This is a genomic window from Paenibacillus chitinolyticus NBRC 15660, from assembly GCF_000739915.1.
Lineage (GTDB): Bacteria > Bacillota > Bacilli > Paenibacillales > NBRC-103111 > Paenibacillus_F > Paenibacillus_F chitinolyticus.
On sequence record NZ_BBJT01000002.1, the window covers coordinates 607,747 to 633,045 of the forward strand.

The window sequence follows — 25,299 nt, forward strand, 5'->3', positions numbered from 1 at the left end:
TTTTCCGGGATATAACGGCTTATAAACGGAGGTTGATTATGAAGGTTAAACGAATTATCGCGAACCTGGACACGCCGGAACTTACGGCGGCCAAACGCTTTTATCAGGAGGCGCTCGGTCTCGATTTGCTGATGGATCACGGCTGGATCGCAACGTACGGGAACCGCGAGACGATGAACGTCCAGATCAGCGTCGCTTCGGAGGGAGGCTCCGGCACCCCTACACCGGCTTTATCCATCGAAGTGGACGATCTGGATGAAGCGCTTGCACGCATGGAGAAGGCCGGTTTTCCTGCGGAGTACGGACCCGTTGACGAGCCCTGGGGGGTCCGGCGTTTTTTTGTACGCGATCCGCTGGGCAAGCTCGTCAACATTTTGAGCCATGGGCAAGAAGACTAAGCCCTGGTGAGCCCCGCTTGCGGAATATCGTTTTCCGATCCGGGCTTAGAACGCCAAAAGCCGCATCCGGCCGTTATCGCAACGGTTCTAATGCGGCTTCCGCTTGTTGCGGCATGCTCACCCCTTCAGCCGGAGGGCTTGTATGAACATCGCCAGAGCCGCCAGGCACGCAGCTGTACGCACATGATTCCAGGCGGTCCATTTGACGACATAACTCGACCACACGTCAGCACCTGCGGCGCTTCCCGGGTTCACGGCTTCGAGCGCGTTATTCAGGGGAACGTTGAACACCATCGTTACCGCAAAGCCGGCGGCAAAAAGCAGGCTGCCTGCCAATAACCAGCCGCTACCCGGCTCTCCCCAGTTCAGCAACGAGGAGACCGCCAGCACGCCGCTTAACAAAGCCGTTCCCATAAACACGATGCCGAACAGGGGGTTCAGGATGGTGGCGTTGATCGACTGCATCGCCGCAATGCCCTGCTCCGCCGGTATCCGGGCGAGTGCGGTCATAACGAACGCCGAGAAGGCGAAAAACAAGCCCGCGTTCAATCCCGAACCGAGGGCGGAACAAAACGTTAAAACCGTAAGCAAACTGCCGCTCATTACGAATCTGCCCCTTCCGCTAAAGCCGATATCCGGCTGTCTTCTTACTCCATTTTATAGCGGAACTGTCACGCCGGAAAAGCCGCATTTCGTTATAACCGATTTGTACCGGAATCATCCCGTCGGCAGGCTTCCCGCCTTTTCTTGCCGCTCCTTTATTTTTTGCCAGTCGGAATGGGCCGCCTCGACTCTTTTCCACAACTCCTCCCGCTCTGGCTTGCTGTAGTTGACAAGCTGTTCATCGAATACACCGGCGAGAACCTCGAACCATTGCGATTTCGTGTGAAGCTCGGTTTTTTCCAGTCCGCTTGCATTCCGTTTCCTCCAGATACATCCTCTGAGTTCATTGCCCTCGGTCTCATTCCGTTGTCTGATCAGAAACTTGTTAAACCAGGGGGAATCCTCCGAACGGATATAAAATTCGTGGTTCGGCTTGAATTCTTCAAGATCCGTCAGCACGTCAGGCGCATAATCGACACCCGGAAAAGAAGCGAGATGATCATGCTCCAGCCGCCAGCCGTCAGCCGCAACCCCCGACTCTGTCACCTTGTAAGTGTAAGGTTCCTGAATGAAAGTGCCGTGTCTTAGAGGCAGCGGCTCGAAAGGCATATCCCCCAGCCCTACTTCGGCGATCCAGGTCCCCCTCCCCGCTTCTTCGTCGGAAAAATCAACGGTCAGTCCCAGATGAAAAGAATTGATCCGCGGCTCGGCTCCCATTGGCTGAACGCCGGCACGGTGCAAATTTACCCGGTAGCCGAGAGAATGCAGTAGAACGCCGAACGCGCCGTTCAAGTGGAAGCAGTAGCCGCTTCGCCGGTTCAGAATGAGCGCCACCGATTCTTTAAACCCGATAGGGGCCGGTTTTCCGCCGAAAATGTCCAGCGTCTGCCAGGAAAGATGCTTGACGTGAGCTTTGTGCAGCTCTGCCAAATAAAGAAGCGTGGGCGCCCCGATTTCCGAAATCCCGATTCTTTTTAAATAAGCGCGTACTTCATCCCTCGTCAATGTATACATAAAGAGTCACCTCGGATAGCCGTATTACGCTTGCCCGGAAATGGATTTCCTGCTGCGTAATTCCATTCTAGAAGGGAGCGGAGACGCCTACAACGCCAAAAAGGAGCATCTGTACCGGTACAGATGCTCCTTGGAGTGCGGTTGAGCACCTTCATGCAGTGCCTCACCGCGGGTTGAAAGATCTCGGAGTGCCGGGCTGTCCGTGCTAATATCCGCTGCCCCACCAAGAAAACAGGCGGACGCCTTCCACTGTAGAGCCTGCCTGTTGTCACCTTTGGTTTGGGATTTACATGTGGGCGCCCGAAGCTGCAGGGTCTTATTCACCGCGTGATTAAAAGCTTGGTGCCCCGGGCGCGGGAGTCCTGTAAGTCTCGGACTGCGGCTGCGGATGCGGCTGCGGCGAATAAGGCTGTGCGTACGTCTGATTGTACGCCGTGTTGTACGCCTGGTTCTGTGTCCGGTTGTACGTCTGATTATGCGTCTGCGTCGTATAAGCCTGCGCGTTCGGCCTGACACAGCGCTGGCCATACGGATTCGCCCCAGAAACGGGATTTGCGTAAGACGGCGAAGAGTACCGGGCGGGATAGCCGGAAGCAGGGTGCCCGGCGCTTGAAATGCTCCCGTATGGACCCGCCGGACCGCGATAGCCGATCGGAACATTCTGCGGCGGATACGGCCGGGTGGAAGCGGCCCCGTAAGATGCTGCCGGGTAACCCGGCGGAAGAATCGAGCCGACGTTCGCGGCAGCTCCGCTCCCCCGGATTTGACCGTTCGGTTCGCCGGAACCTCTGACGGTATGCGGCTTTCTGCGGCAGTTGTCCGGCGGTCCGACCGTAACGGTTTTCGTGATGGGGGCGATCGCTTCTTTCCATTTTTCTTCATCCAGACAATAGGTTTCAGCCATTACACGGGCAGGGGTCAGCCTCAGAATATCCGAGCCCAGGATCACTTCCGGCGTAGGCGCGTCGAATATCGCGATAAGATGGGTATCGTCTTCGGACGCCTGTTCATAATGCCACCACCCCTGCGGCACATTGGCCACCTGCCCCGTTTTAATGGGGATATGATAGAGCTTATTGGTAAAGGGATTGATAAACGAAACCTCGGCCGCACCCGAGACGCAGTAAACGAGTTCCGTCGCGTTCTGATGATAATGCGGCTCCACATAATACCCCTTGCTTAAATAAATGTCGAGCAGAGAGGTGTTGCCCAGCGTATTGAGCTGCTCATAGCCGAGCAGATTGATGTAATTGCGGCTGTTCGTTTTGAACACGGTGTTCTTCGGCAAATCATAAAAAAACCGGAGATCCGGTGAAGTGTAATCCATATAAGAAATCGCCAAATTCATCTTCTCCTTATTCGTAATGACGGAGCCTCTCCTCCTTCCTATTTGTATGGGGGACGGAATGTTTTATGTGCTTAAATAAGTCCGGACTTCCGCCCCCGCAGGGAAGGAGTACTCGCGCCGAATCCCCTGCACGAGGTACCGATTGGGGCTTCATGAAGCATAGCGCGCACGGCTTGCAGCGGTCTGCCGAACATGATAAGGGACACCCTCGCCGAATAACGGGGTGTCCCTTATTTATTTCAAGCACGTAATTCCCGCGAATCACTCGCCGCCCGGTTCCATCAGCTCCAGCCCTGTTTTGCCGGAAAGGCGGACTATTCTTGCACAAGTTTCTCCGGAATCCGCTTTCCGTACCGATACTTCGACAACGCCCTCCTGGTGCCGTCTTAGTTCCGCAGCTTGACCGGCCCGATAGACGTGGATAAAATCAGCGGACGCTCCCGTATGGCTGTGCACAATCGCGGTCAGAAGCCTGCAGGGATCGACGGAATCTCCCGGAGTCCGTACGGTAATCAGCTCATCTCCCGGCATGACAAGCGCGGTGTGGTACACGGATTCGCCGCCGAGCTCATACCGTATTTGCACGGTGGCCGGAGCCGCCGGGTCCAGGTCCCGCTTGCCGGCTAACGAAGACTTCCCGCCGGATGCTCCCGCAAACTGGACATCCTTCAGGCTTTCCGCAAGCAGGACGGGATTCGCTCCCACGTTCCCTTCACAGGTTCCGGCAGCGGCCGGATGCTCCTTGCCCGGCAGCTCTCCGGGTTCCTCCGAAACAGGCAGCGGTTCCGCAGCCGAATGCATCCACCACTGTATGGATCGCGGCCCGCTGTCATCCGTGGTTACCCGGAACCAGTCCAGGAGCCAGTCATCCGTCAGCAGAAGATGCCGGTCCAGCGTGCAGCCGGGATACGCCCCGGTCGATTGAAACCACGCGTAAAGCGCCTCCTCCGTTTCCTCGAATCGCCTGCACTGCCCCGTGTGGGGCGCCTGTGACAGGCCATCCAGCGTAACGGTGTTGTGGCTGTGCGTTTCGGAGTACCACGCTTGACGCAGGGGTGACCCGTAAGGCACCACCCCGAAGTCGGGCGTCAGCGTCCCGGCGGGATGCATGACGCTGAGATGAAGCTTGTCTAAATGGCCGTGAGCACCGCCGTGCCCGCCGAAATCGGCGAAGAACGAGAGCGGATTCCCGGCCCTCCTGCCGGCAGCGAAGCCGGTATCCGCCCAAAGCCGCGCGCCTCTCCGGGGCTTCCCTCCTTCACCGGCGGCATCCGGCTGTACGTCCTCGCCGTACAGCAGCGCCTCCAGCCCGCAGCGGGCATGCGGCGACGCGAGGGTTCCGCCAAGCTGGCGGTACGCCTCGCGGAGGATCGGCCGCAGGCCGCCGATCCCGTAGCGGGACAGCCCCTGCTCGGCGATCTCGGCGATCTCCCGGGCGTAAGGCCCTCGCTCCATCGGGCCGTCGTGCAGGGCCGGGAGCACGCCCCGGTCGTCGGCCAGATCCGCCATGGCCTCGAACATCCCGCGCATCGACCGGCCGTTCCCGCCTTCGCAGGCATACAGGTCGATGCCGAACCTCTCCGCCATCCGGGCGGAGATGAGATAGGCGCGCAGCACGAACACGTGATAATACGTGCTGCCTTCAAACTCAAATCCATCCGCGTTGATTCCGATGGACAAGTGGTGTTTAAAGCCCCCTTCGCCTTCGATAAGTGCCTCCAGCGCGTCCTTCCGGCCTTGGGCCACATAGACGCAGGAAAGGGAGGCATTCAGCCAGGCGGTATAGTTGTTCTCGGCATTTTGCCGCTCATGGATCAGAATATGACGATACTCCGTCATACTTTCCTCCAAGAGTCCCATGAAAATGCCGAGCGCTGCCGTCTCCTCCTCGCTGAACGATACGCCTTCGTCGCGCAGCAGAAGGTAGGCGCCGAGCAGCGTCGTCGACCAGATCGCTTCGGTCAGCGCCTGGTGGAAGGCTCTGCCCTTCAGCATCCAGCCCTGCGCGCCCGCGTGCACGGGATAGAGCGGGAACTGCTCCGCGTACGCGATGAGCAGTTCCTTGCCGAGCCGCGCGCAGGACTCGTCGCCAAGAGACGCATGCACGGCAGCCGCTTCAAGGGCTGTCCGCGCCAGCGACTGGTGCTTGAACACCAGCCAGGCGCCCCGGTATTCTGCGCCTTCCAGGACGCATCCGTACGGGCAGCGGAATGACGAGGCCTCCGCCTCGGCCGGATCGAACAGCAGCTCCGTATGATGGACCGGGCACACGTACTGGTGCCACCAGCCGCCGGGTTCCTGCGGTATCGCCGGGCTCCCTGCGGCATTCAGCCGGAGAAGTTCCTCACGGATAGCTTCCGCCGTCTCTTTCGCCCACGGAAAACGGGCCGTCTTGTCCCGGAGACTTCCTTGTGCCAAGGACAGCGGCTCCGAAGCCGCTGCGGGGCGGCCCGCTCCGCTCTGTGCCGTGACCTCTCCGGGTTCCTCCCGGAGTAGCGGCTCCGTCTTGCCGTGGCATCGAGGTACGGGATTGCTCTGCCGCTTGGGTCCGGATGTATCCGCAGGCTCCTGCCGGGATTCCCTTTTTTCGTAGATTCTCGCTCGGTCCCGTTCCCGCTCCCGTTCTCTTGTCATCTCATCATCATCCCGCCGTTAACCTCGATTGTCTCCCCTGTCAGGTAAGAGGCCAGATCTGAGGCGAGGTATAGAACCGCTCCGGCTACATCCTCAGGCGTTCCCTCACGCTGAAGCGGAATGCCGTTAATCGTGGCCTGACGGGCGGTATCCGTCGTAAACGTGGCGTGGAACATCGTGTTCCCGATAAATCCGGGAGACACATTGTTGACCGTGATACCGCTTCCGGCAGTTTCTTTGGCCAGCCCCTTGGCGTAAGCCATCACGGCGCCTTTGCTGGCCGCGTAAATGCTGGAGCCCGGACCGCCCCCGTTATGGGCCGCGACGGAGGTCATATTGACGATTCGGCCGGAGCCTTTGGCGGCCATGCCTGGCAGCACTCTTTTGCACATAAAGACCGTGCTCTTGAAGTTGACGTCCATGATCCGCGTGTACATGTCCTCGGTCATTTCCGCGTTCGGAACACGCTGTACCAGGTGACCGGCATTGTTGACCAAAATATCGACGGTACCGCCAAAGGCCGCTTCCACTTCGCTTAAAAGACGGTCGATTTGCGCGATATCCGTCACATCGGCCTGAACCAGAACGGCTTCGCCGCCGGCTGCGCGGATCGTCTCCACGACTTCCTCCCCCTGGGCCGTGTTGCTCAGACAGTTAATGCCGACTTTCGCTCCGTGAGCGGCGAGAGCGATCGCGACGGCACGCCCGATTCCCGCATTGGAACCCGTTACAAGTGCAATTTTTCCCGTTAAGTCGATAGCCATTTCAAATTCCCCCTGTTTCTCGGATAGATGTGCGCAGTTCTGTAATAACCGGCTCAATTAGTCGTGCCAAATGCTCCCCCATGCGGATATGCCCGTAATCGGAGGGATGGATAAGATCGGTCGTCAGGGAAACAAAATCGGTCATGATTTCGCTTCCCTCCAGCAGATGAAGAAGAGAATGGTTCCGGTCCGAAACGTATCGTCTGAGCATGTCATTGAAAATCAGATCGCGTTTCGTAAACACATGCTCCTCATCCCGAAAAAAAGCCGCCCGGTTCGGATAGATCGTCGTCACGAAAACAGGCTTATGCGGGTTGCGCCCCGTCACCTCATCGAGCAAGTACGTGATCCGGCGCTCGAATTCGGGCGGGTCCATGACACTGCGCATATTGACGCCCAGCTCCAGAAATGCGGCATCCCAGCCGCTTCTGCGCGCCAAATGGTCGGCGGCTTCTTTCTCGCAGTAGCAGGTTCCGCTCAGCCCCAGATTAACGGCGTCGACTCCCAGCCTTACGGCGGCCTGCCGCACGTAACTGCCGGTGTGGCTGAGCGAGCCCGCCCCCTGCGTGATGGAAGATCCGTAGGCGAGCAGAGTCAGCTGCGGCATCTCCGCTTTATGCGGCGGATGGACTTCGTAACCGAAAGCATCGAGGTCGTAGAAAACAGCCGTAAAGCGGTCGCAGTAAACGCGCCACACATCGGACGAGAATGCCCCGCTTTGCAGAGCGGACCTGTGCACCTCGGCAAACCTTTCCGGCTCCTCCAACTGGAGGGTAACGGCGGTCCCGGCTTTCAGATCATAAGCGGCGTGGAAAAAATCGCCCCGGAACACATAGACGCGGCCGTCCTTTTCCCGCGCTCCGAGCGTAACCCGCACATAGGGCGCTTCCGTCACAAAACGGATTTCGCACCCGCTGGACTCCGCCGCTTTTGTGCGGCCTTTGGCCGACAGGGCCTCCCGGACTTCCCGGGGAAACCTCTGAAGGAGAAGACCCGGCAATCCCGGCCTCTGCTCCAGCTCCGAAACATTATGAAAATACACTCCGTTATGCAGCATGCTTGCGCCTTTCCCCGTTCATCCGGCAGCGGATAAGATGGCCCGGGATTGTTGGATTTCCGGGATTTTTACATCTTTTAGGAACGGATTCCGATAAGTTCTGTGATTAGTTATGGATTCATCGTCGTGATAAGCAGGACGGGAGCCTTGGCCGGATCGGTTCCTTCGAGGGATGCGATTCTGGCCTCCCGGTCGTTTTCATTCATGCTAAGCCGAAAGCTGAGAACGCCGTCCAGAGCAGCCTGCGGGGTATTATAAAACTCCGTGACATCGAAAATCACGTAGCTGCCGTCCGCCAGAGGCGTCTTGGAACCGAGCGGGATATCGGAATAAGAACGGGCGGGTTGATTGTTTGCCGTTACCTCCGCCGGATTCCAGTCGTCATTCAGAATGCCGGTCAGTTGGAGGTCCGAACCGGACTGGGCCGAGGTGACGAACAGCTTCAACTGGACCGAATCGACCGGTTGCGCGAGCGCCGGAAGAGCCGCTTTTATGTAACCGTTTCGGCGGCTGGCCGATTTTCGCTTGATTTGCATCTCGGGCTCCGTACTGAAATTCGTTCCCGCCTTGTCGGACAAAATATTGTCCACATAGGTGTCTCCCCCGATCGCAAACGGATTCGTGGAAGAAGAACGCACCGTGTACACAACCGCCGGGGCGGTTTTGCCTCCGTAAGCGGCGCTTACCGAAGACATGCCCAGCCCGGCTGGAGTCAGCCTGCCTTCGGCCGAGACGGCCAGCACGCCCGGCTGGCTGCTTGTGAATACGGCGCCGGAAGGCACGGGCTCCGCGGACCCGTCGGAATAATGCGCGACAACGGAAAGCTGTTTCGGCACTCCGCCGAGGGCGAGCTGGGCCGGTACGCCCGTGAGGCTGATTCCCGTAAAAGCGGGCGTTGTCACACTAACGGTATTGCCGGCCGTTTTATGACCCGCTCTGTCCAGCGCTTCGATCTTGAACGTGTAAGCCGTACCCGGCTGCAGAGAGCCCGCCTCGTACGACAAGACATCTCCGAATACCGTGTCGATAAGAGCGCCGCTGCGGTAAATGCGGTAGCCCGTAATTCCCGTGTCGTCCGCTGCGGCTGTCCATTTCAGCTTCACCGTGCGGGGTGTCACGCTGTCCGTCGCCAGCGGATTCGGAGACGGCCAGGCGGGCGCTTCGGCGTCCGTCCTTCCGTCGGGCGTATACTCATCCGCTCCGACATCGGGTATACCCGACCGCGCTTCCCTGTCCATGTCTTCCGTTACGAAAGACAGCGGACCGCCGCTCGCGTAATTGCCTTTTGAAGCGTCGATGGCCGGACTGTCCGCAGCGAGCTTCTTAAAGACGATATGCCGCAGCGGCTCATATTCGCTCGACGCCCACAGCCACGGATAGTCTTGAGGTCCGAGCTCCAGGGTGGCGTTTTGCAGGCTCGGGTAGACGACTTTGACCTCGTCTTCCGTCAACGGCGCGGAATTTCCGGTAACGAGCGGCACGCCTTTCTGCGGGAACATGATGTTGCCCGACCACGTCAACCCCGGAACCGGAGTCATGATGCGGATCAGCTCGTCCTGAGAGCCGACGACGATATTATTAGCGAAGGTGAGATTTTTCGGCGCCGTTCCGTAGCGGACCATACCAAGCTCGATCCCGCTTTTGTTGTTCACCAGCGTATTGTTGGCGATCACGATGTTTTTGGCGATATAGTGGTTGTTCGTCGGATCGATGGGACCCGTCATGTTGTCGTTGTCGCCAGTCGTGAACGCAAGCGTGGCGTCCCAGTTCGTGCCGGTCAGACCTTCGAAATAATTGTTATACACCTTGTGGTTCTCGCCGTACACACGGACTCCGCCGGTGCCGAGCGGAGCATCGTCGGGATCGGTACTGGGCACCTGACGGCCTTTGCCGATGAACATGTTGCCGTATACGCTGGAACCGCTGCCCGTTCGCAGTGTTACGCTTCCGAGCGACTCGACGAAATAGTTGTAGCGGATGGTGTTCGCTCCGCTTTTCACCGAAACGATCTCCGTGTCCGAATCGCAGTGATCGAACACGTTGTACTGGATCGTGGCATGGGCATCGAGGCCCGATAAAACCGACACCCCGATGCGGATCGGCTCCGATTCGTTGGACTGCCGCTCCAGCGTGTTGCGGAAAACGTTGTACTCGACCGTATCGTACCGGGTAATTTCATACGGGATGGTTGAACCTTCCGGACGGCTTGATACGCCGTCGAACAGAATGAACTTGCCCCGGTCGCGTTTGTTTTCCATCAAGTTATGATCGATGCGGTTATGGTGGCTGTTCGTTCCTTTAATATAAATCCAGTTCGATTTGTCCGCTGCGGTCGTGGTGTTCTGGGAATGGAAATAATTATTCGTGATCTGGATGTTGTTGGAGCCGTTCAGGTTAATCCATTTGTCCTGCGGATTCATCCGGAACTCCATATCCTGGATCGTGATATAAGAGCTGGTTTCGACCGTTAGGCCCGTGGAGGCGAAAACGGCCTTGCCCTTGTGCTGCGCTTTCACGACAATGGGATTCTGCGCAGTGCCGTTTCTGCTGCGGACCGTGAATCCCGTGTAGCTGCCGTCCGCCAGCTCGATCACTTCCCCGGGCACTGCCGCGTTAAGACGGGTCAGCAGCTCCGCCGTCGTCGTGACGGGGGGCTTTGCGGACGCCAGCGGTACGGCGCTCACCGGCGCGCTTGCGCCGCCCTCGCCCGAGGCGTTCACGGCACTGACCGTGAAATAGTACGTCTGTCCCGGTGTCAAGCCCGCGGCGGTATACTCCGTCGCCGTGACCGGTGACGCGTTGAGCGTCGTGAAAGGCCCCCCGGCGTTCGCGGACATGTTCACGTTATAGCCGGCGGCGGACGGCACGGCCGTCCACGTCAGCTTGACGGCTCCCGCTCCCGAAGGGGACGCGGATACGCCCGCCGGAGCGGACGGAACACCCGGCTGTCCGGGTCCGCCGCCCGTGTAGGCCGCCGCCTGAATATCGTCGAAGGCGGTCGTGCCCGACTGGCTGTAAAGGCCGACCCCGCCCGCCGTCAGCGGAGAAACGTCGGTGCCAGACAGGACAAGCGTGCCGCCGTAGTAGCCGTCCAGCTTAAGGCTGCCGTCTTCCCGGTGAATCACGTCCAGCTTCAGCGGCAGGTAGCCCTGGCTGTCGAAGAAAGGATTCAGCACGGTATTCGGTACCGATACGCCGCTGGCGTTCGGACTTCCGGGCGTCTGCGGAACGGCCGTTTTGGAAGTCCCCGTCACCCTCTCCAGATAAAACTGGTAGCTGACCGAATTTTTCTTGGTCATAAACCGGTAGTAGGTCGGCTTCGTACCGCTGACCGAATATTTCGCGGCCAGTCCCGCGTAGGTGGAGTTGGCACCGGTTACCTTCACCCGGCCGGACAACGTTATACTGCCGTCCGTCAGGACGGGATTATCCGTTCCCCAATAGCCGTTGGCGATCAGGTAGGAAGTGCCGCTGGTCGGATCTGTCTGCTGCAGGAAATGATTGGCCTCCGCAGACCCCGAGGCGGGCTCCTCGCCTACGCTCCAGCCGGCGCTTCCGCCCGTGACCGTTGTCCAGGGCTGTGCGGCTGTCGGACTGGCGCCTACCGGGGATGTGTATCCCGTTTGGGAAGAACCGTAGCTCTCGAAAGACTCAAGCCACGGGCCGGTCAAGCCGGCGGCCGGGGCCGGAACGGTTAAATCTTCGGACCCAGCCGTTTCGGTAGCGCTTACACTTGTGACGAAAACTAAAGAAAGGCATAGAGAGAGAACCAGCTGCAAACTTAGAAAGACACGGACACGCGCTCTAAAATCCGGCACGCTCTTAATCATCCATCCACCATCCTCTCGGTTTCAATTCATGCCTATTATAAGTTCCGCCTGACCGCAAACCCATGACGCCTTTTAATCTGCATTGTGTTTTTTTAATTTCCGCCTCCGGTAAAATAAAAAAACGCCTGCTCGATACGAGCAGGCCCTGCTTGCTGTAGCATCCGGTTCAGGAGCCGATGTTCGGAAACCGGATGGAAATCGAAGTGCCTTGGCCCTGGATGCTGCTTATGGACAGGCCGTACTTCTCTCCGAACACGAGCTGGATGCGCCGGTGCACATTCATCAGCCCGATTCCTCCGTGCCCTTTGCGGCCGCCAAGCGCGGAATCGGCGAGCTGATTGGACTCCAGCTGCCGTTTCAGGGAAGCCAGCTTCTCGGGAGGAATGCCTACCCCGTTGTCCTCGATGACGATTACGAGATCTCTCTCCTCCTCGTCCGTCCAAGCGTCCAGCCGGATATAATGATAATCCTCGATACCGTCCGCGAACGCGTGCTGAAACACATTCTCGATAAGCGGCTGAAGCGTGAGGCGGGCCGTCTTTTTCAGGAAAAACTCGGGCGTTATCCGCACATCCAGTTCGAAATCCCGGCCTACCCGGTGCTTCATGATCGTCATATAGTTCAGCACATGCTTAAGCTCGTTGACGATGGCGGTTTCTTCGATATGCGTCTGCACCGAGTAGCGGAACATGGCGGCGATCGCGTCCACAATTTCCGTGATTTCTTCGGACTGCCGGATCACTGCGTAGCAAATGATATTTTCCAGCGTATTGTACAGAAAATGCGGGTTGATCTGGAGCTGAAGAGATTGAAGCTCGGCTTTCTGCCGTTCCAGCTCCGCGTCTTTCTTGCTCAGCTCCGTTTTGTACAAGGTATCCATCAGCTCGGACAGGCTTGCGACCATCAAATTATAGCGGTCGATAAGTTCGCTGAATTCGTTGCGTGTGCGCAGTTGGGGAATCTTCATCCAGTTTCCCTGCTCGGTCTGCCGCATGCCTCTTTTGAGGATATGGATCGGTTTCGTGATGATCCGGCCAAACCGATACGAGATGAGCAGCGCGATAAGCAGCGTGATGCCCCCGACCAGAAACGATAAATACCGGATGCTGGCGATAGGCCTGTTGATGTCTTCAGTCGGGATCGACACCATGAGATTCCATCCCGAATACGAGGACTTCCGGCTGACGATCATGCGCTCTTCTCCGAACGAAGCGTCCGTGAACGAGGTCAGCTGCGTGTTTTCGAGCTTGGCGAGCAGTTCGCCGCCGATTACTTTGCCGATTCGGGTTTTGTCGGGATGATGCACAATCCTTCCTTCGTGATCCACAATAGAGAAAAAGCCGCCCGGTCCGAGGTTGACTCCCTTCCACAGCGTGGAAAATTCATCCGATTTGATCTGAATCGTCAAAATGCCTTTAAATTCGTTAAACACTTGACCGTGTATTTTACGCGAGAGCGTAATCAACTGAGTGTCGCTTTCCGTAAACACGCTGTTATTGATGATCGTCAGGTTACCGTTGGAATCGGTTTCCTTGTCCAGCTCCTCCACCGTCGCTCCGGGAACCGGGTCCTGAATAATTTTTAGGGCCGGGTTTACGAAATACACCCAGTTTTTACTGTAATCCGTCAAATAGACGGTCATAATTTCCGGGGTTTTCAGAAAAAGCGGGTCAATGACCTGCTTTTTGAGCGTATCCGTATATTGAAAATACGCGTAATCGTCCTTCGGCGGAGAATCCAGAAATTTTCTTATGTCCGGGTGGGTAAAAAGAGAAAGATGGGCGCGCTCGTACAGCTTCAAATACAGATCCGTATGATTGACCGCATTGGATACCGCCTCGATCAGATGCTGTTCGTTTTGCTGCCGCAGTTGGCTGGAAGAAATATGGTAGGAAAACCAGCCGATCGACGACGCCGTAATGATCACGACAACCGCGATGTAAATAAAGATGGTCCGGGACAACGTCTTTTTCATTTATTTGATACCCAACTGCTGCCGGTATTCAAGCGGAGAAACGCCGGTCACTTTTTTAAACATCCGGGAGAAGTGCGGGTAATTCTCGTAGCCGACCTCGTAGGCGATATCGTTGGTGCGGTAGCGCGGGATTTCCAGCAGCTTTTTGGCCAGCTCGATCCGTTTGAGAATCCGGTACTGGACGAACGTCTCCTTGTGCACTTTTTTGAACAGAAAGCTTAAATACTGCGGAGTGATGCCCAAATAATCGGCGGTATCCTCCAGCGACAGCTCCTTCGTGATATGGGCGTCCATATAGTCTTTGGCTTTCAGCATGAGATCCTGCCCCCCTCTTTGCAGCGCGAGCTCGTCGATGATTTTCAGAAGGCTGACGTGCAGCTGCTCGAAATAACGAAGATGATCGCCCGAATCCGGAATTTCCCCTACAGCCGGGTGAAACCCTTTCAGGGCAAGCCTTTTCTTCAGCATCGGAAGACAATCCTTCAAAAGCTGGACAAAATCGTAATCCGTCCGGGAAGCCGTGAGGCAGTAAGACTTGAGCTGCTCGAAATACGTCTCCATTTCCTCGATCCGCATCGACCACACCGACTCCGCTATGTTCCCGATGAGATCCTCGTACTTGGAAATGGACAGAGCCGGGTTCCCCTGCGAGATAAGCCGGTTCAACAGATCGCCGATTTTAGCCGGTGTAAACGGTTTCAAAATATACTCTTTTACCCCGTACGAAATACAGTTCTGCGCATATTCGAAATCCCCGTACCCGGAGATAATCACCTTCTGCACGAGAGGATATTGGTCGTACACCTGTCTGCACAACTCCAAACCGTCCATTTTGGGCATGCGGATGTCGGTCAAAAGAAGCTGCGGCAGCGACTCCTTCATCCGTTCAAGCGCCTCCTGGCCATTGCCGGCGGTTCTCACCCACTCGAAATCGTACGGCAGCCGCTCCAGCATGGCGACCAGCCCCTGACGGATCAACGGTTCGTCGTCGACCACCAAAATTCGCTTCATGCCGTCCCCTCCTTCGTATACGGATCTGATGTTGCGGAAGGCAAAAAACATTTACCCGCCCCGGAGAGTGGATAAATGTTTAAACCGTCAGTTCGAATCGCCGAGCTTGACGCCTTCTTTCTTGTTGTACCGCTCGGTTGCTTCCTTGATGATATCATTTCCGCCTTTGGCTTTCCATTCCTCCAGCACCTTCGGCCAGTCGGAAATCGGTTCCTTCCCGTACACCATTTTGAGCATATGGTCGAGGATAACCGGCGGCATATCGGAGAACTTCAGGCCGGCATCGGTGAATTTGGCGCTGGACGCAAGCTCCGGTGCAAACGAGATACCGTCCCGGCCTTCTTTGGCCACGATCGTATCGAATTGCTGGATCAGCTTCTTCCCGTCTTCCGTCTGGTTCAGCAGCGTACGGTTCAGCGCCGTATCTTCCACCAGGCGCAGAATAACCGAGCGGAACTGCTCCTCGTACGTTTCTTCCGGCGTTTTAGGCTGCTTGTAAACCACTTTGCCGTCCTGCGTCTGATATGTGTCTCCTTCAATCCCGAAGTTGAAGAACTTGTCGCCCTGCTCGGTCACCATGAAATTGAGCATTTTGACGATGGCGGCCGCCTTTTCTTTGCTCACCTTGCTGTTAATATACGACAAGCCGCCGGTGTAGCTGTATTTCATCATGCCGCCCTTGCCGTCGTCTCCTACCGGTGACGGAATGATGACGACTTCGGACTTCGGATTCGTGACCTTCGTCGTGTTGATCCAGGTCATGAGCAGGTTGGCGTTATGATTCCAGATACCGGACTTGCCCGCATTAATGTTGTTCGTCCATTTGTTGCCGTCCACGCTGGCGAAGTCTTTGGTCATCAGCCCTTCGTCGTACATCGTTTTGTAAACCTGGAGGGCTTTCTGCATCTGTTCCACCTTGAAAAACTTCGGCACGACTTCGTCGCCGATTTTCTCGAACATCGTGCTGTAAGGCATCACATCGTAAGCGCCGAAAATAAAATCGGAGTAGACGAAGTTTTGCCGGAACGCGAACGGCTGCTCGACCCCGTTCTTCTTCATGGCCCGCAGCACATTCAGAAACTCGTCGATCGTCTTCGGCGCCGGCAGCCCCGTGGCGTCCAGAAGATCCTTGCGGATAAACGTGGCTCTGCGTGTCGGTACCGATAAGTATTCGGGGATGGCGTAAATTTTACCTTTGTATTTGACTTCGTCCCAAGCTTCTTTTGGAATCGCTTTCAATAAATCTTGACCGTATTCCTTCAGGAGATCGTCAAGCGGCATGAACAGACCGCCTTTTATCGCGCCAATCATATCCGGGCCTTCCGGGAACATCCCCTGGATCGTATTCATGACGTCGGGGATGTCGTTGCTGGCGAACATGAGAGCCGTCTTGGGCTTGAATTCGGCATGCGGCACCAGCTTGATATCCAGCTGTACGCCGGTCATCTCGCCGAGCTTTTTCGCCCATTTGTCGTTGTTGATATCGGTGCTGGCGAGCGCATATTTATTCAGGGAATCGCTCAGCGACAGGGACACTTTCACCGGTCCGGGCGATTCCTTCGGACTCGCCCCTTGGCCCGAGCAGGCCGTAAGAGCCAAAGATGCGGTCAACGTGAGGAGCAGCGCGCTTTTTTTCCATCTTTTCATGTGGACATCCCCCTTAAGGTGCGTGTGTCTAACCTGATTCGTAGCAGCTTGAATTGCGGGATTAAGATTTGATCGATCCGATCAGCATACCTTTAATAAAATGCTTCTGCAGGAACGGATAGACAAGCATGATTGGAATCGTCGCAATGACGATAACCGCCATTTTGAGGCCTTCCGGTGACAAGTTGGCTATGTCGCCCGCCGTATTGGCGAGATCCGAGGAATCCGTGACGACGTATTCCCTCAGCTTCACTTGGAGCGGGAACAAAGCCCGTTCGTTTATATAGTAAAGCGCGTTGGAATAGTTGTTCCAGAGGGCTACGGAATAAATGATGCTCATCGTGGCCATCGCCGGCTTCGAAAGCGGCAGAATCATCGTCCACAGGATGCGCAGCTCCCCCGCCCCGTCTATCCGCGCCGATTCGATCAGTTCGTTCGGTATCGATTGGAAGAACGAACGCATCACGAACAAGTTAAACGCGCTGATTGCGCCCGGGAGCATCAGGGCCCACAGGCTGTCGAGCATCCCCAGCGAGCGGATGAGCAGGTAGTTCGGAATCAGGGGCGCGTGGAAGATCATCGTGATCAGCACGAGCACGAGAATCCCTTTGCGCTCCCTGTATTCGGTTCGGGACAGCGGGTAAGCCAGGCTGGCCGTCATGACGAGCGCGATCAAGGTTCCCGCGACCGTGACGAGGGCGCTGATGCCGAACGCCCTCCAGATCGCCGTCTGCCGGAGCACCGTGGCATAGTTCGAAAGCGTCCAGTCGGAGGGCCACAGCAGAACGCTGCCGCTGCTGAGCGCTCCGGCTCCGCTGAACGATTTGGCCACGATGTTCAAGATCGGCAAAATCATGGCCAGCGAGATGAGCAGAAGGAGCACGGGATTCAGCAGCGCCGTCTTGCTTTGTTTTTCCAAGGGAGACAAGCTTGTTCCTCCTTCCTAGTATAATCCTTCTCCAGTAGTTTTTTTGCTGAATTTATTCGCCGATACGATTAGCACGAAACCGATTACGGACTTGAACAAGCCGATTGCCGTCGTGTAGCTGTATTCTCTTTGGATCAAACCCACTCTGTAGATGTACGTGTCGAGAATGTCGCCGCTCCCGTTCGTCAAGGGATTCAGGAAAACGAAAACCCTTTCAAAACCGAGATCCAGAAAATTCCCGATTTGCAGCAGAAACAGAATCGTAATCGTCGGCATGATCGACGGAATCGTAATCGAGAACGTCTGCTTCCAGCGGCTCGCCCCGTCCATCTGCGCGGCTTCGTACAAATCTGGGTTGATGCCGCTCATGGCCGCAAGATAAATGATCGTGCTCCACCCGGCGTCCCGCCATATCCCGGAGCTTACGATAATCGAGCGGATGTACGAATCCTCTCCCATAAAGTACACCGGTTCCCGGCCGAAGAGGCCCAGGATGTAATTGATGGCGCCGCTTGTCGGGGACAGAAGCTCGATCACAATTCCGCCTACGACGACCCAGGAAAGGAAGTGCGGCAGATAAACCGACGTCTGGACAAAGCGTTTGTAAGCCGCATTGCGCAGCTCGTTCATCATCAGCGCCAGAATGATCGGAATCGGGAAACCGAACAGCAGTGTATAAAACCCGATGGCGAGCGTATTGCCCAGAATGCGCCAGAAATCCGCATACTCGATCATCCGCCTGAAATTGTCGAGCCCAATCCAATCGCTTTGCCAGATTCCCGCGAAGATGTTGTAATCCTGAAACGCCATCACAGATCCCGTCAGCGGGATGTATTTGAAGATCAGGAAATACGCGATACCCGGGAGTGACAAGAGGTATAACACTTTGAACCGGCTGTAATAGGAGAAAAAACCGGCCTTCTTCCCCGTACGCTGTCTTTTCGCTTCGGCTCCGAGACCGGCCCCGCTGTAGCTCACATTCCATCACCCTTGCTTTGTTTGGTATGATTGAAGTGTACCTTACGGGCTTCTCGATCGGGATACCGTGACTTAACATGAGTTATCTTTTTTTAAGGTCCCGCAATTCCCAAGAAAAAACATCAACGGCCCGTGGTATAGTAAGCATAGCTTCAACCGCGCCCGTGTTAAGACATCTACTTATTTACGGAGAGGAGGTATCTTCATGCCGACTAACCTTCCCGACCGGCCGAATAAAAAAGCCGTGGCGTCCGGACCGGAATCCGATTTTCCCGCTGGCTTGTCCAAGCCCGCTCTCCGCGCGCTTGCCGGAGCCGGCTTTCTGCGGCTGGAGCAGCTTGCCCGGGTCACCGAGAAAGAGCTTCTGCAGCTGCACGGCATGGGTCCCAAAGGGATCGAAACGCTGCGCCCCGCTCTGGCGGCCAAGGGCCTGTCTTTCGCCTCAGAGCCCGGAGCTTCCGGAACATCGTCCTAAACATCGTCCTATACAAGCATCGAAACCGCCGTTTCCGCGCGGAGAAAGGCCCGAGACATGGAGTACTACAAGCCCATTGACATTGCCCGAAAACTGCACATCAGCACGAGCGCCCTGCGGCATTACGAATCGTGGGGCGTCGTTCCGGCGCCGGACCGGGCCGCGAACGGGTACCGCCAGTACACGAGGATGCATCTGGCGTATTTCCGCTGTCTGCGCACCCTGTTCCCCGCCTTCGGCGTCGGACTTAGCTGCGAGGTGCTTCGCCATATCCAGCGCAGCGATATGGACGGCGCGTTCTGGCTCGTCAGCCATGAGCAGTCCGTCCTCCAGCATGAAAAAGCGGTGGCGGACAAGACACTCGCTCTCCTCCAAAACCCCGAGCTGCCGATCCTGGCCAACAAAAAGCTGAAAAGCACGATGACCATAGGCGAAGCCGCCTCTCTCGCCGGTGTCCAGGATTCCGCCATCCGCCATTGGGAGAAAGAAGGGCTGCTCAAGCCGGGAAGAGATCCCGACAACGGGTACCGGATTTTTACGCCTATGCACATCCGGCAGATTCTGCTGATCCGCACGCTGCGCAGAACGGTTTATTTTCTGGACAGAATGAAGGATATCGTACAAGCCGTGGAACACCAGAGCATCGAGAAGGCGAAAAAAGTGACGGAGCAAGCGCTTCATAGCATTCATGAAAGGAACCGGCAGCAGTTCCGGGCTGTCTCTGAACTCGTCGAGCTTTGCAAAGAAGTCGGATTAATGGAGCGCGATTGACTGACCGGCTCCCCTTCAAGTTTCACACAAAAAAACCACCCGCTTCCTTCTTGGGAAGCGGGCGGCTGTTCTACGGGCCTTCCTGTGCATGTACGTGCCAGACGTACGGCAGGAACAAGCCCACTGCTATTTTCAACGCATACGTTACCTTGCAATCGTTTCTTCACTGCTTGCATTCATTGGTTCATGTGCGCCGTCACCGTCCGGTATGAACAGTTCAACGCCGGACGGCGGCTGGAGACTACTTCAAGATTTTACTCGCCACGGCAGAGAGATCCTGATTGTTGATTTTACCGTCCTTATTGATGTCCAGGTGCTTGACCTGCTCCCAGTCCGGACTTTGTTTCGTTTTTCCGTATGGAGCCGCCACGATAGCCAGGTCACCGACGCTCACTTTGCCGTCTCCGTTATAATCGCCCGGAACCGATCCCGGGGTTTGTACCGTCAGAGACGAAGGCGCGGCCTCCGCTTCTTTTCCTTCGCGGTCACCCATCACCGCGCTCGTGACGGAGACGACTCCTTTGATCGTCTGATTATCCTTTTTGCTGCGGAAGGTCAATTCGAGCAGCTTGGCGGGACCCGTCACGGCATGGCTGTCACCTTGACTGGCCACGAGCAGCCGGAGCTGTCCCGGCGTTTTTTTGTCGGTTTCGAGCAGGGAGATTCCGTCCAGGACGGGCTTCGCGGACACAAAATCCATAAAGGCGGCATCATATTCGACTTTAAGGTCCTGTGCGTATACCGCCTGCGTTCCTCCGGTCAAGCCGTAGGTGACGGAGAACTTCTCCCCCGCCGGAACCGCTGCGCTGCCTGTCAATACGGTCTGCCAGCCCGTCTGGCCCGCCGCAATCGTCACCGTTACCGTAGCAACGTTGGAGTCCGTCTTGCCGTCGCTGGCTTTGAACGTGAACGTATCGGTCCCCGTCTGGCCCTTGCCCGGCGTATACGTGAACGTTCCATTGGACGCATCCGTCAATGCGGCATTTCCCTTGGCGCCGTTGCGCACAATACTGTAAGTCAGCGCATCGCCGTCGTCATCCGTCACCTGAAGAGTACCGGAGACGGGCGTATCCGGCGCTGTGCTGATCACGCTGTCCGAAGCTACGGGAGCCCCTCCCACCGGTGCCCCGCCTTTGGTGAACTCGTAAAGCTTGTCGTACAGGCCACGAATCTCGGGATCGGAGCTTGCCGCCGTTTGGGCCATGACCGGCCCGCTGCCTTTATAATAAGCCTTGAAGGAGCTTCCCTTAAAGCCGAACTGCTCGCCCGCATCCAGGTATTCCAGGAATCTCTTGCGGAAAACGGCATCGGCCAGCAACCGGTCGTCGAACTCAAGCTCGACGCCCATTCCGAAGCGCTTGGCCGTTTCGGCCGCGTCCTGCAGGCGGTCTATGTTCAGGGGCTCGAAATAATAGTTCGGCTGGAAAGTGACCGCGTCAAACCCTACATCTTTCCACATGAAGCTTTTGTATGCGAGGAAATGGGGAATCCAGAACGACTTCAGACCTTTCTCGTGAACGAGACCGTTCGTAAAGCGCAGCAGATCCGGCCCCGTGCTGCTCGTTCCCACCTGCTCCTGCAGCCAATAGTAACCGGAAAGCTCCAGATTGGAATAGTGCTTTTCCTCAAACTTGCGGCTGACCTCGTCGATCCACCAGCGGATCACCTTCTGCCGGTTGGCGATGGCTTTATCCTTGCCGACCGCACCCTCGTTGAAATTCTCGCTGACACCGTCTCCGTCGATATCGCCAAAATCGGTTGTATATTCGCCCGGATTAGGAATCATCATGACCGTTTTCGTTTTGTGGCCGGGCTGTCCCAGCTTCTGGCCAACTTCCTTCGTCGCTTCGTTGAGCTGATCCAGGTCTCCCTGAGCCGCAAATGTTTTGTCCAGGTACCATTTCCAGTCCGTCAGCAGCGCCTCCCCTTCACCGAAATCGCGTCCTTGTGGCGACTGCAAGCCGAGGACAAGGGCTCCGTCAAAAAACCAGTCGACCGGCTTTCCTTCCTTGTTCACATACCCAATCTCGGGAACCAGTTTTTCCTTCGTCATTTTGACGCCGTCCGAGTAGTACCCGTTGTACAGAAGCGACAGGTTGCGGATTCCGGCCGTGTTTTCACCGGGCTGCATATAGTCGAAAGCTTCCGCAGGCACCTGCTTCGCTCCTTCGATTTTGCCGTCGGCGCCCCAAATCTCGATCTCGTCGATAAACTCCCATGCCTTCGGATGCATGGAGAACGCCACTTTAACATAACGGGCGTAGGCCATCTTCGCACCGGAGCCCGCATTCGGAATGCCGTCCTTGCTTCCGTCCCACGTATAGAACTGGTCGACAGGCGGGCCGTCCGACCACAAATGCTCCGTCGCTTTATGGGCTACCGTTCCCCAGTTCTGCTTATCGTCGGACACATACATGGAGACCGTCAGAGGAAAAAGAACCGCCGATCCCGGCCAATCCTGCAGAAAATGCGCCCGGATCTTGGAAATCGACTTGGCCTCGCCCAGATCGAAGACGATTTCACGGGTCTGCTTATTTAAGCTTCCGACCCAGGACGGGTCCGTCACATTGGCGCTGCCGATCACTCCGTCGGTAAGCTTACCGGAAGGATCCGGATAGTTTGAATGAGGAGCCTCGGACCATTCGTACTTCAAGCCTTTGGCAAGATTGCGCACTTCCGGCTGAGCCTGGGCGCCGTATGCCTGGGGAAGCATCGTAGCCATCAAGGCCGCTCCAAGTGCCAGCGATAACCATTTCTTCTTCGAACTCATAATTTCCCTCCTAAAATTGGGTGGTATGAAAGCGCCTACAATGTAACCTTAAGAGACACGCCTCTTGAATAAAAGAGATAACTTCCGACTTTTATATACACTTCTTTACTTCGCGCTTTCAATTCGTGTGTGCTCAAGGTTTTGCATGAAAGGGTCCTTATGACTCTCCGTTTTCCTCCCTCCAGCAGAAATTCAAACGCGGAAACGGCAAAAAAGCCGCTTACCACGGCCTATCGCAGCGAGCTATCCGGCTTGGCTGTTTGAATCGGTCGCTGCCCTCCTCTTGCTTTTTCTTTCCGTGAGGTCCGGTCTTCTCCACTTTGTTAGCCGGCGAAATGCAGTCAAGCCACAGGCAAAAAACACGTTAAATTAAGTCTCGCATGGGCAGGCGCATAAGCAACTGTCTTGATCTTGAATAAAGTGTCGTAGTTCCCAATAGAAAGGCAGGACTACGATCCATGTCGAAAGCAATCCTTATCCAAAGAAAAGTAGCGCCGAAAGTCATTGCTACGATTCCTTTAAATTCTCCCCTCCATGTTGCCATTAATCCCAACACGAACCGGGTGTTCGTCACCCGGAGCTTGGATGCGCTGGCGGTAATCAACGGACTTACCAATCGTGTCATTAAAACCATACCTATCGAAAACGCACCGAATCGCCTGGTGGTCAATGCCCGAAAAAACCGTATTCACACGTTAAACACGGGGGTAACAGCGAATCCCACGGGAATTACCGGAAGCGTGAGTCTCGTGAACGGCGCGACGAATCGGCTGGTATCGTCCGTTGACGTCGGCAAGGATGGAGCTGCTATCGCCTTGAACGCCGCAAACGGCCGGGTATTTGCCGTCAACGCGGGCAGCAACTCCGTCACCGTGATCAACGGGCGCACCAACCGGGTCATCACAACCGTTAAAGTAGGCGACACGCCGTTCAACGCGGCTGTCAATCCGATCACCAACCGAATCTTTGTGTCCAATCACGACGCCAGCACTGTTTCCGTCATCAACGGAGCCACCAATAAAGTAATCGCTACCGTTAAAGTAGGCTCAGGACCGGACACCATCGCGATTAATCCCCTGACCAACCGGATCTTTGTCGCGAATACGAACAGCAGCACCGTTTCGGTCATTAACGGAAAAACGAATAAAGTCATCAAAACAATCCGTGTTGGCGTTTCTCCTAACGACATCAAAGTCAACGTAAGAACCGGCCGGGTCTACACGGCAAATTCAACCGCCAATACCGTTTCCGTCATCAGCGAAAGAAAACTGGCGGTTATCGACACGATCAAGGTCGGAAGCCAGCCTTCCGTTATCGGTATCGATACAAAGAAGAACCGCATCTTCGTCGTTAACGCTTCTCTGAAATTATCGAGAGGAACCGTTTCGGTCATCGGCGGTTGCAGTAACAAGGTCATTGCCACCCTTAAGGTCGGCGCCCAGCCGTCGGATCTCAGCGTCAATTCCAAAACGAGCCGGGTGTATGTAACCAACAGCGCCGGTGACAGCGTTTCGGTTATCCGGTCGTAATCCGCCCGCAAAGTTTATCCCGCCGGCCCCTCAGCCGGCAGGGATTAAGGAAGCCCGGCCTCATTCATTCGAATGAACGGCCGGGCTTCTCAATCCTCTAAGGGTGCGGTAAGCATAAAAAGATGACTCCCGAATACTCGGAAGTCATCCTGGGACTAAAGGTCAGCGGAGGTTGTTATGGAATCACTTTCCATACGCTGGAGTTGCTGCCGGGTGTTTCGCCCTGCGTCCACCATTTGGCTTCGTAGTTGACGCCGTTGTACGTCACCTTGCTTCCGCCCGTATAAGCGGTGGAAGCGTTCCAAGCCGGATAAGTCGTGCCGGCGATTGTCGTGAAGTTGACGGTGTTGCTGGCGGCCGATACATTGCCCGCAGCGTCAACGGCTTTAACCGTGATGGCATAGGCCGTATTGGCCGTCAGACCCGTCAGGTTGTAGCTGAGCGCTCCGCTAGTCGTGCCGATTTGAGTGGAACCGTTGTAGATCCGGTAGCCGGCCACACCGACATTGTCGGAGGACGCCGTCCAGGATACGGTTGCGCTTGTAGCGGCAACATTCGAAGCCGTCAGGCCTGCCGGCGCCGTCGGAGCTGTCGTGTCCGGAGTTCCCGGCGATCCGCCGAAGTTCACGTCGATTACGTTGTAGAAAGCGTTGGCCGTATCGGAGATTTCCCAAACGGCAAGAATTACTTGATAGCCCGTTCTGCTCGGAACGTTACACGTGTCGGAGTACGAACCGGAAGGTTGTCCCTTGTACGGTACGTTGCAGAAAGGCGTCAGGTCGAAGGAAGCGCGGCTCAACGGCGCATTCGGGTTCCAGTCCTGCTTCGTAATGTAGTATTTCCAAGCCGCCGTCGCATGCGGAACTTTCAGCGTCCAGTTGAAAGTCGTCGGGCCCGGGCTGAGGTTTACTTTGGTCCAGCGGGTGGACGACTGCTCGTCCAGCGGTGCGAACAGGCCGTTCGCGCTTGCGATTTTACCGTCGGCGGGTCCTGCAGCGGGGAAGCCTTTAAGCGCTTCGAGGCTGTAAGGCTCGTAAATAATCAGGCCGCAATTTTTGTTCACTCCGCTGGCGCAAAGAGCGGCACGGCTGGACGGGTTACTGACATACCCGTGAGCGGAAGCTTTATTTTCCAGCAGAAGAAGCATCGCGATGGACAGCATGAGCATAATGGCTCCGGCCGCAAGCATCTTGATCATCCCTTGATAGGGCAAACGAATGGTCACTATAAATTCCTCCTTTTAATGGGCAATGAAAATGAAAGCGTTTTAACAAATGCCGGCGCTGGAGCCGGGTCAGACATTAGGTATAAGCGGGCAGCGGCAAAGATGATTCCTGCGGATACCCCTGCATCCTCCTCCTTTCACGGGATCGCGGCCTGGCTGCAAACTAAACCGGCAGCCTCTTTCCTCTTCTCGGCAGCGTGCGTAAGCGATTTCAAAAACAGCCGGATAGTAAACTGCATGGCCACAGCCACCCGGCTAGAACATGGAAACCGGCGCACACGCCGAAAATACAACTCATATTATACCTCATATTACAAATTATACAAGAACATGATGCAAATG

At 56.2% G+C, this 25,299-nt stretch carries 17 protein-coding genes and 1 pseudogene; 4 read left to right on the top strand and 14 right to left on the bottom strand.

The window, feature by feature from the left end; genetic code table 11:
- Positions 1 to 38 precede the first annotated feature (38 nt).
- Positions 39 to 398: a VOC family protein gene (locus PCH01S_RS04200; RefSeq protein ID WP_042227449.1), complete on the top strand. Its 360-nt coding sequence runs from the start codon at positions 39 to 41 to the stop codon at positions 396 to 398.
- Positions 399 to 515: 117 nt separating this feature from the next.
- On the opposite strand, the gene PCH01S_RS04205 is transcribed toward PCH01S_RS04200, so the two are convergent.
- The 12 genes and pseudogenes from PCH01S_RS04205 to PCH01S_RS04260 all read right to left on the bottom strand — a co-directional run bounded on the left by PCH01S_RS04205 (position 516) and on the right by PCH01S_RS04260 (position 18,187).
- The gene (locus PCH01S_RS04205) at positions 516 to 1,001 is read right to left on the bottom strand and encodes an anthrone oxygenase family protein (protein ID WP_042227069.1); all 486 of its coding nucleotides are present in this window, start codon (positions 999 to 1,001) and stop codon (positions 516 to 518) included.
- A 114-nt stretch (positions 1,002 to 1,115) separates the two neighbouring features.
- Complete coding sequence (locus PCH01S_RS04210; RefSeq protein ID WP_042227070.1) at positions 1,116 to 2,015, bottom strand: arylamine N-acetyltransferase family protein; 900 nt, start codon at positions 2,013 to 2,015, stop codon at positions 1,116 to 1,118.
- A gap of 763 nt (positions 2,016 to 2,778) precedes the next feature.
- Positions 2,779 to 3,363 (bottom strand): annotated as a pseudogene (locus PCH01S_RS31210) (cupin domain-containing protein); the annotation flags it as partial.
- Positions 3,364 to 3,624: 261 nt separating this feature from the next.
- Entirely contained in the window at positions 3,625 to 5,997 is a 2,373-nt protein-coding gene (locus PCH01S_RS31590) for a heparinase II/III domain-containing protein (protein WP_042227072.1), read from the bottom strand.
- Positions 5,994 to 6,761 carry an SDR family NAD(P)-dependent oxidoreductase gene (locus PCH01S_RS04225; protein WP_042227074.1) on the bottom strand — a complete coding sequence of 256 codons (768 nt, stop codon included), beginning with the start codon at positions 6,759 to 6,761 and terminating at the stop codon, positions 5,994 to 5,996. The genes PCH01S_RS31590 and PCH01S_RS04225 overlap by 4 nt, the downstream gene beginning before the upstream one ends.
- Position 6,762: 1 nt before the next feature.
- On the bottom strand, positions 6,763 to 7,818 hold the full coding sequence (locus PCH01S_RS04230) for an SGNH/GDSL hydrolase family protein (RefSeq protein WP_042227076.1): 1,056 nt from the start codon (positions 7,816 to 7,818) through the stop codon (positions 6,763 to 6,765).
- Between the two features lie 110 nt (positions 7,819 to 7,928).
- A complete protein-coding gene (locus PCH01S_RS04235) occupies positions 7,929 to 11,648 on the bottom strand; it encodes a chondroitinase-B domain-containing protein (protein WP_042227078.1) in 3,720 nt (1,239 codons plus the stop codon).
- A 166-nt stretch (positions 11,649 to 11,814) separates the two neighbouring features.
- Positions 11,815 to 13,623 (bottom strand): cache domain-containing sensor histidine kinase, encoded by a 1,809-nt coding sequence (locus PCH01S_RS04240; RefSeq protein ID WP_042227080.1) that lies wholly within the window; start codon positions 13,621 to 13,623, stop codon positions 11,815 to 11,817.
- A complete protein-coding gene (locus PCH01S_RS04245; RefSeq protein WP_042227452.1) occupies positions 13,624 to 14,634 on the bottom strand; it encodes a response regulator transcription factor in 1,011 nt (336 codons plus the stop codon).
- 87 nt (positions 14,635 to 14,721) lie between these two features.
- Positions 14,722 to 16,281, bottom strand: a complete 1,560-nt coding sequence (locus tag PCH01S_RS04250) for a type 2 periplasmic-binding domain-containing protein (protein ID WP_053228644.1) — start codon at positions 16,279 to 16,281, stop codon at positions 14,722 to 14,724.
- A gap of 61 nt (positions 16,282 to 16,342) precedes the next feature.
- Positions 16,343 to 17,209 (bottom strand): carbohydrate ABC transporter permease, encoded by an 867-nt coding sequence (locus tag PCH01S_RS04255; RefSeq protein WP_042227082.1) that lies wholly within the window; start codon positions 17,207 to 17,209, stop codon positions 16,343 to 16,345.
- Between the two features lie 15 nt (positions 17,210 to 17,224).
- On the bottom strand, positions 17,225 to 18,187 hold the full coding sequence (locus tag PCH01S_RS04260) for an ABC transporter permease (protein ID WP_042227084.1): 963 nt from the start codon (positions 18,185 to 18,187) through the stop codon (positions 17,225 to 17,227).
- 205 nt (positions 18,188 to 18,392) lie between these two features.
- On the opposite strand from PCH01S_RS04260, the gene PCH01S_RS04265 reads away from it, so the two are divergent.
- Together PCH01S_RS04265 and PCH01S_RS04270 are read left to right on the top strand one after the other, a co-directional pair.
- Positions 18,393 to 18,662, top strand: a complete 270-nt coding sequence (locus PCH01S_RS04265; RefSeq protein WP_042227085.1) for a helix-hairpin-helix domain-containing protein — start codon at positions 18,393 to 18,395, stop codon at positions 18,660 to 18,662.
- Positions 18,663 to 18,719: 57 nt separating this feature from the next.
- Entirely contained in the window at positions 18,720 to 19,433 is a 714-nt protein-coding gene (locus PCH01S_RS04270) for a TioE family transcriptional regulator (protein WP_042227086.1), read from the top strand.
- A gap of 241 nt (positions 19,434 to 19,674) precedes the next feature.
- On the opposite strand, the gene PCH01S_RS04275 is transcribed toward PCH01S_RS04270, so the two are convergent.
- Positions 19,675 to 22,203: a DUF4855 domain-containing protein gene (locus tag PCH01S_RS04275; protein WP_042227087.1), complete on the bottom strand. Its 2,529-nt coding sequence runs from the start codon at positions 22,201 to 22,203 to the stop codon at positions 19,675 to 19,677.
- 458 nt (positions 22,204 to 22,661) lie between these two features.
- Between PCH01S_RS04275 and PCH01S_RS04280 the strand changes: the two genes are divergently transcribed.
- Positions 22,662 to 23,732, top strand: a complete 1,071-nt coding sequence (locus PCH01S_RS04280) for a YncE family protein (protein WP_042227088.1) — start codon at positions 22,662 to 22,664, stop codon at positions 23,730 to 23,732.
- Positions 23,733 to 23,907: 175 nt separating this feature from the next.
- Here PCH01S_RS04280 and PCH01S_RS04285 read toward each other — a convergent pair whose 3' ends face one another.
- Complete coding sequence (locus PCH01S_RS04285; protein ID WP_042227089.1) at positions 23,908 to 24,957, bottom strand: lytic polysaccharide monooxygenase; 1,050 nt, start codon at positions 24,955 to 24,957, stop codon at positions 23,908 to 23,910.
- Positions 24,958 to 25,299: the final 342 nt, after the last annotated feature.

Bases quoted from the DNA above. Each gene is read 5' to 3' on its own strand.
- PCH01S_RS04275 (WP_042227087.1), bottom strand. From the start codon at position 22,203: ATGAGTTCGAAGAAGAAATGGTTATCGCTGGCACTTGGAGCGGCCTTG.
- PCH01S_RS31590 (WP_042227072.1), bottom strand. From the start codon at position 5,997: ATGACAAGAGAACGGGAGCGGGAACGGGACCGAGCGAGAATCTACGAA.
- PCH01S_RS04250 (WP_053228644.1), bottom strand. From the start codon at position 16,281: ATGAAAAGATGGAAAAAAAGCGCGCTGCTCCTCACGTTGACCGCATCT.
- PCH01S_RS04210 (WP_042227070.1), bottom strand. From the start codon at position 2,015: ATGTATACATTGACGAGGGATGAAGTACGCGCTTATTTAAAAAGAATC.
- PCH01S_RS04265 (WP_042227085.1), top strand. From the start codon at position 18,393: ATGCCGACTAACCTTCCCGACCGGCCGAATAAAAAAGCCGTGGCGTCC.
- PCH01S_RS04225 (WP_042227074.1), bottom strand. From the start codon at position 6,761: ATGGCTATCGACTTAACGGGAAAAATTGCACTTGTAACGGGTTCCAAT.
- PCH01S_RS04240 (WP_042227080.1), bottom strand. From the start codon at position 13,623: ATGAAAAAGACGTTGTCCCGGACCATCTTTATTTACATCGCGGTTGTC.
- PCH01S_RS04200 (WP_042227449.1), top strand. From the start codon at position 39: ATGAAGGTTAAACGAATTATCGCGAACCTGGACACGCCGGAACTTACG.
- PCH01S_RS04205 (WP_042227069.1), bottom strand. From the start codon at position 1,001: ATGAGCGGCAGTTTGCTTACGGTTTTAACGTTTTGTTCCGCCCTCGGT.
- PCH01S_RS04245 (WP_042227452.1), bottom strand. From the start codon at position 14,634: ATGAAGCGAATTTTGGTGGTCGACGACGAACCGTTGATCCGTCAGGGG.
- PCH01S_RS04280 (WP_042227088.1), top strand. From the start codon at position 22,662: ATGTCGAAAGCAATCCTTATCCAAAGAAAAGTAGCGCCGAAAGTCATT.
- PCH01S_RS04235 (WP_042227078.1), bottom strand. From the start codon at position 11,648: ATGATTAAGAGCGTGCCGGATTTTAGAGCGCGTGTCCGTGTCTTTCTA.
- PCH01S_RS04270 (WP_042227086.1), top strand. From the start codon at position 18,720: ATGGAGTACTACAAGCCCATTGACATTGCCCGAAAACTGCACATCAGC.
- PCH01S_RS04230 (WP_042227076.1), bottom strand. From the start codon at position 7,818: ATGCTGCATAACGGAGTGTATTTTCATAATGTTTCGGAGCTGGAGCAG.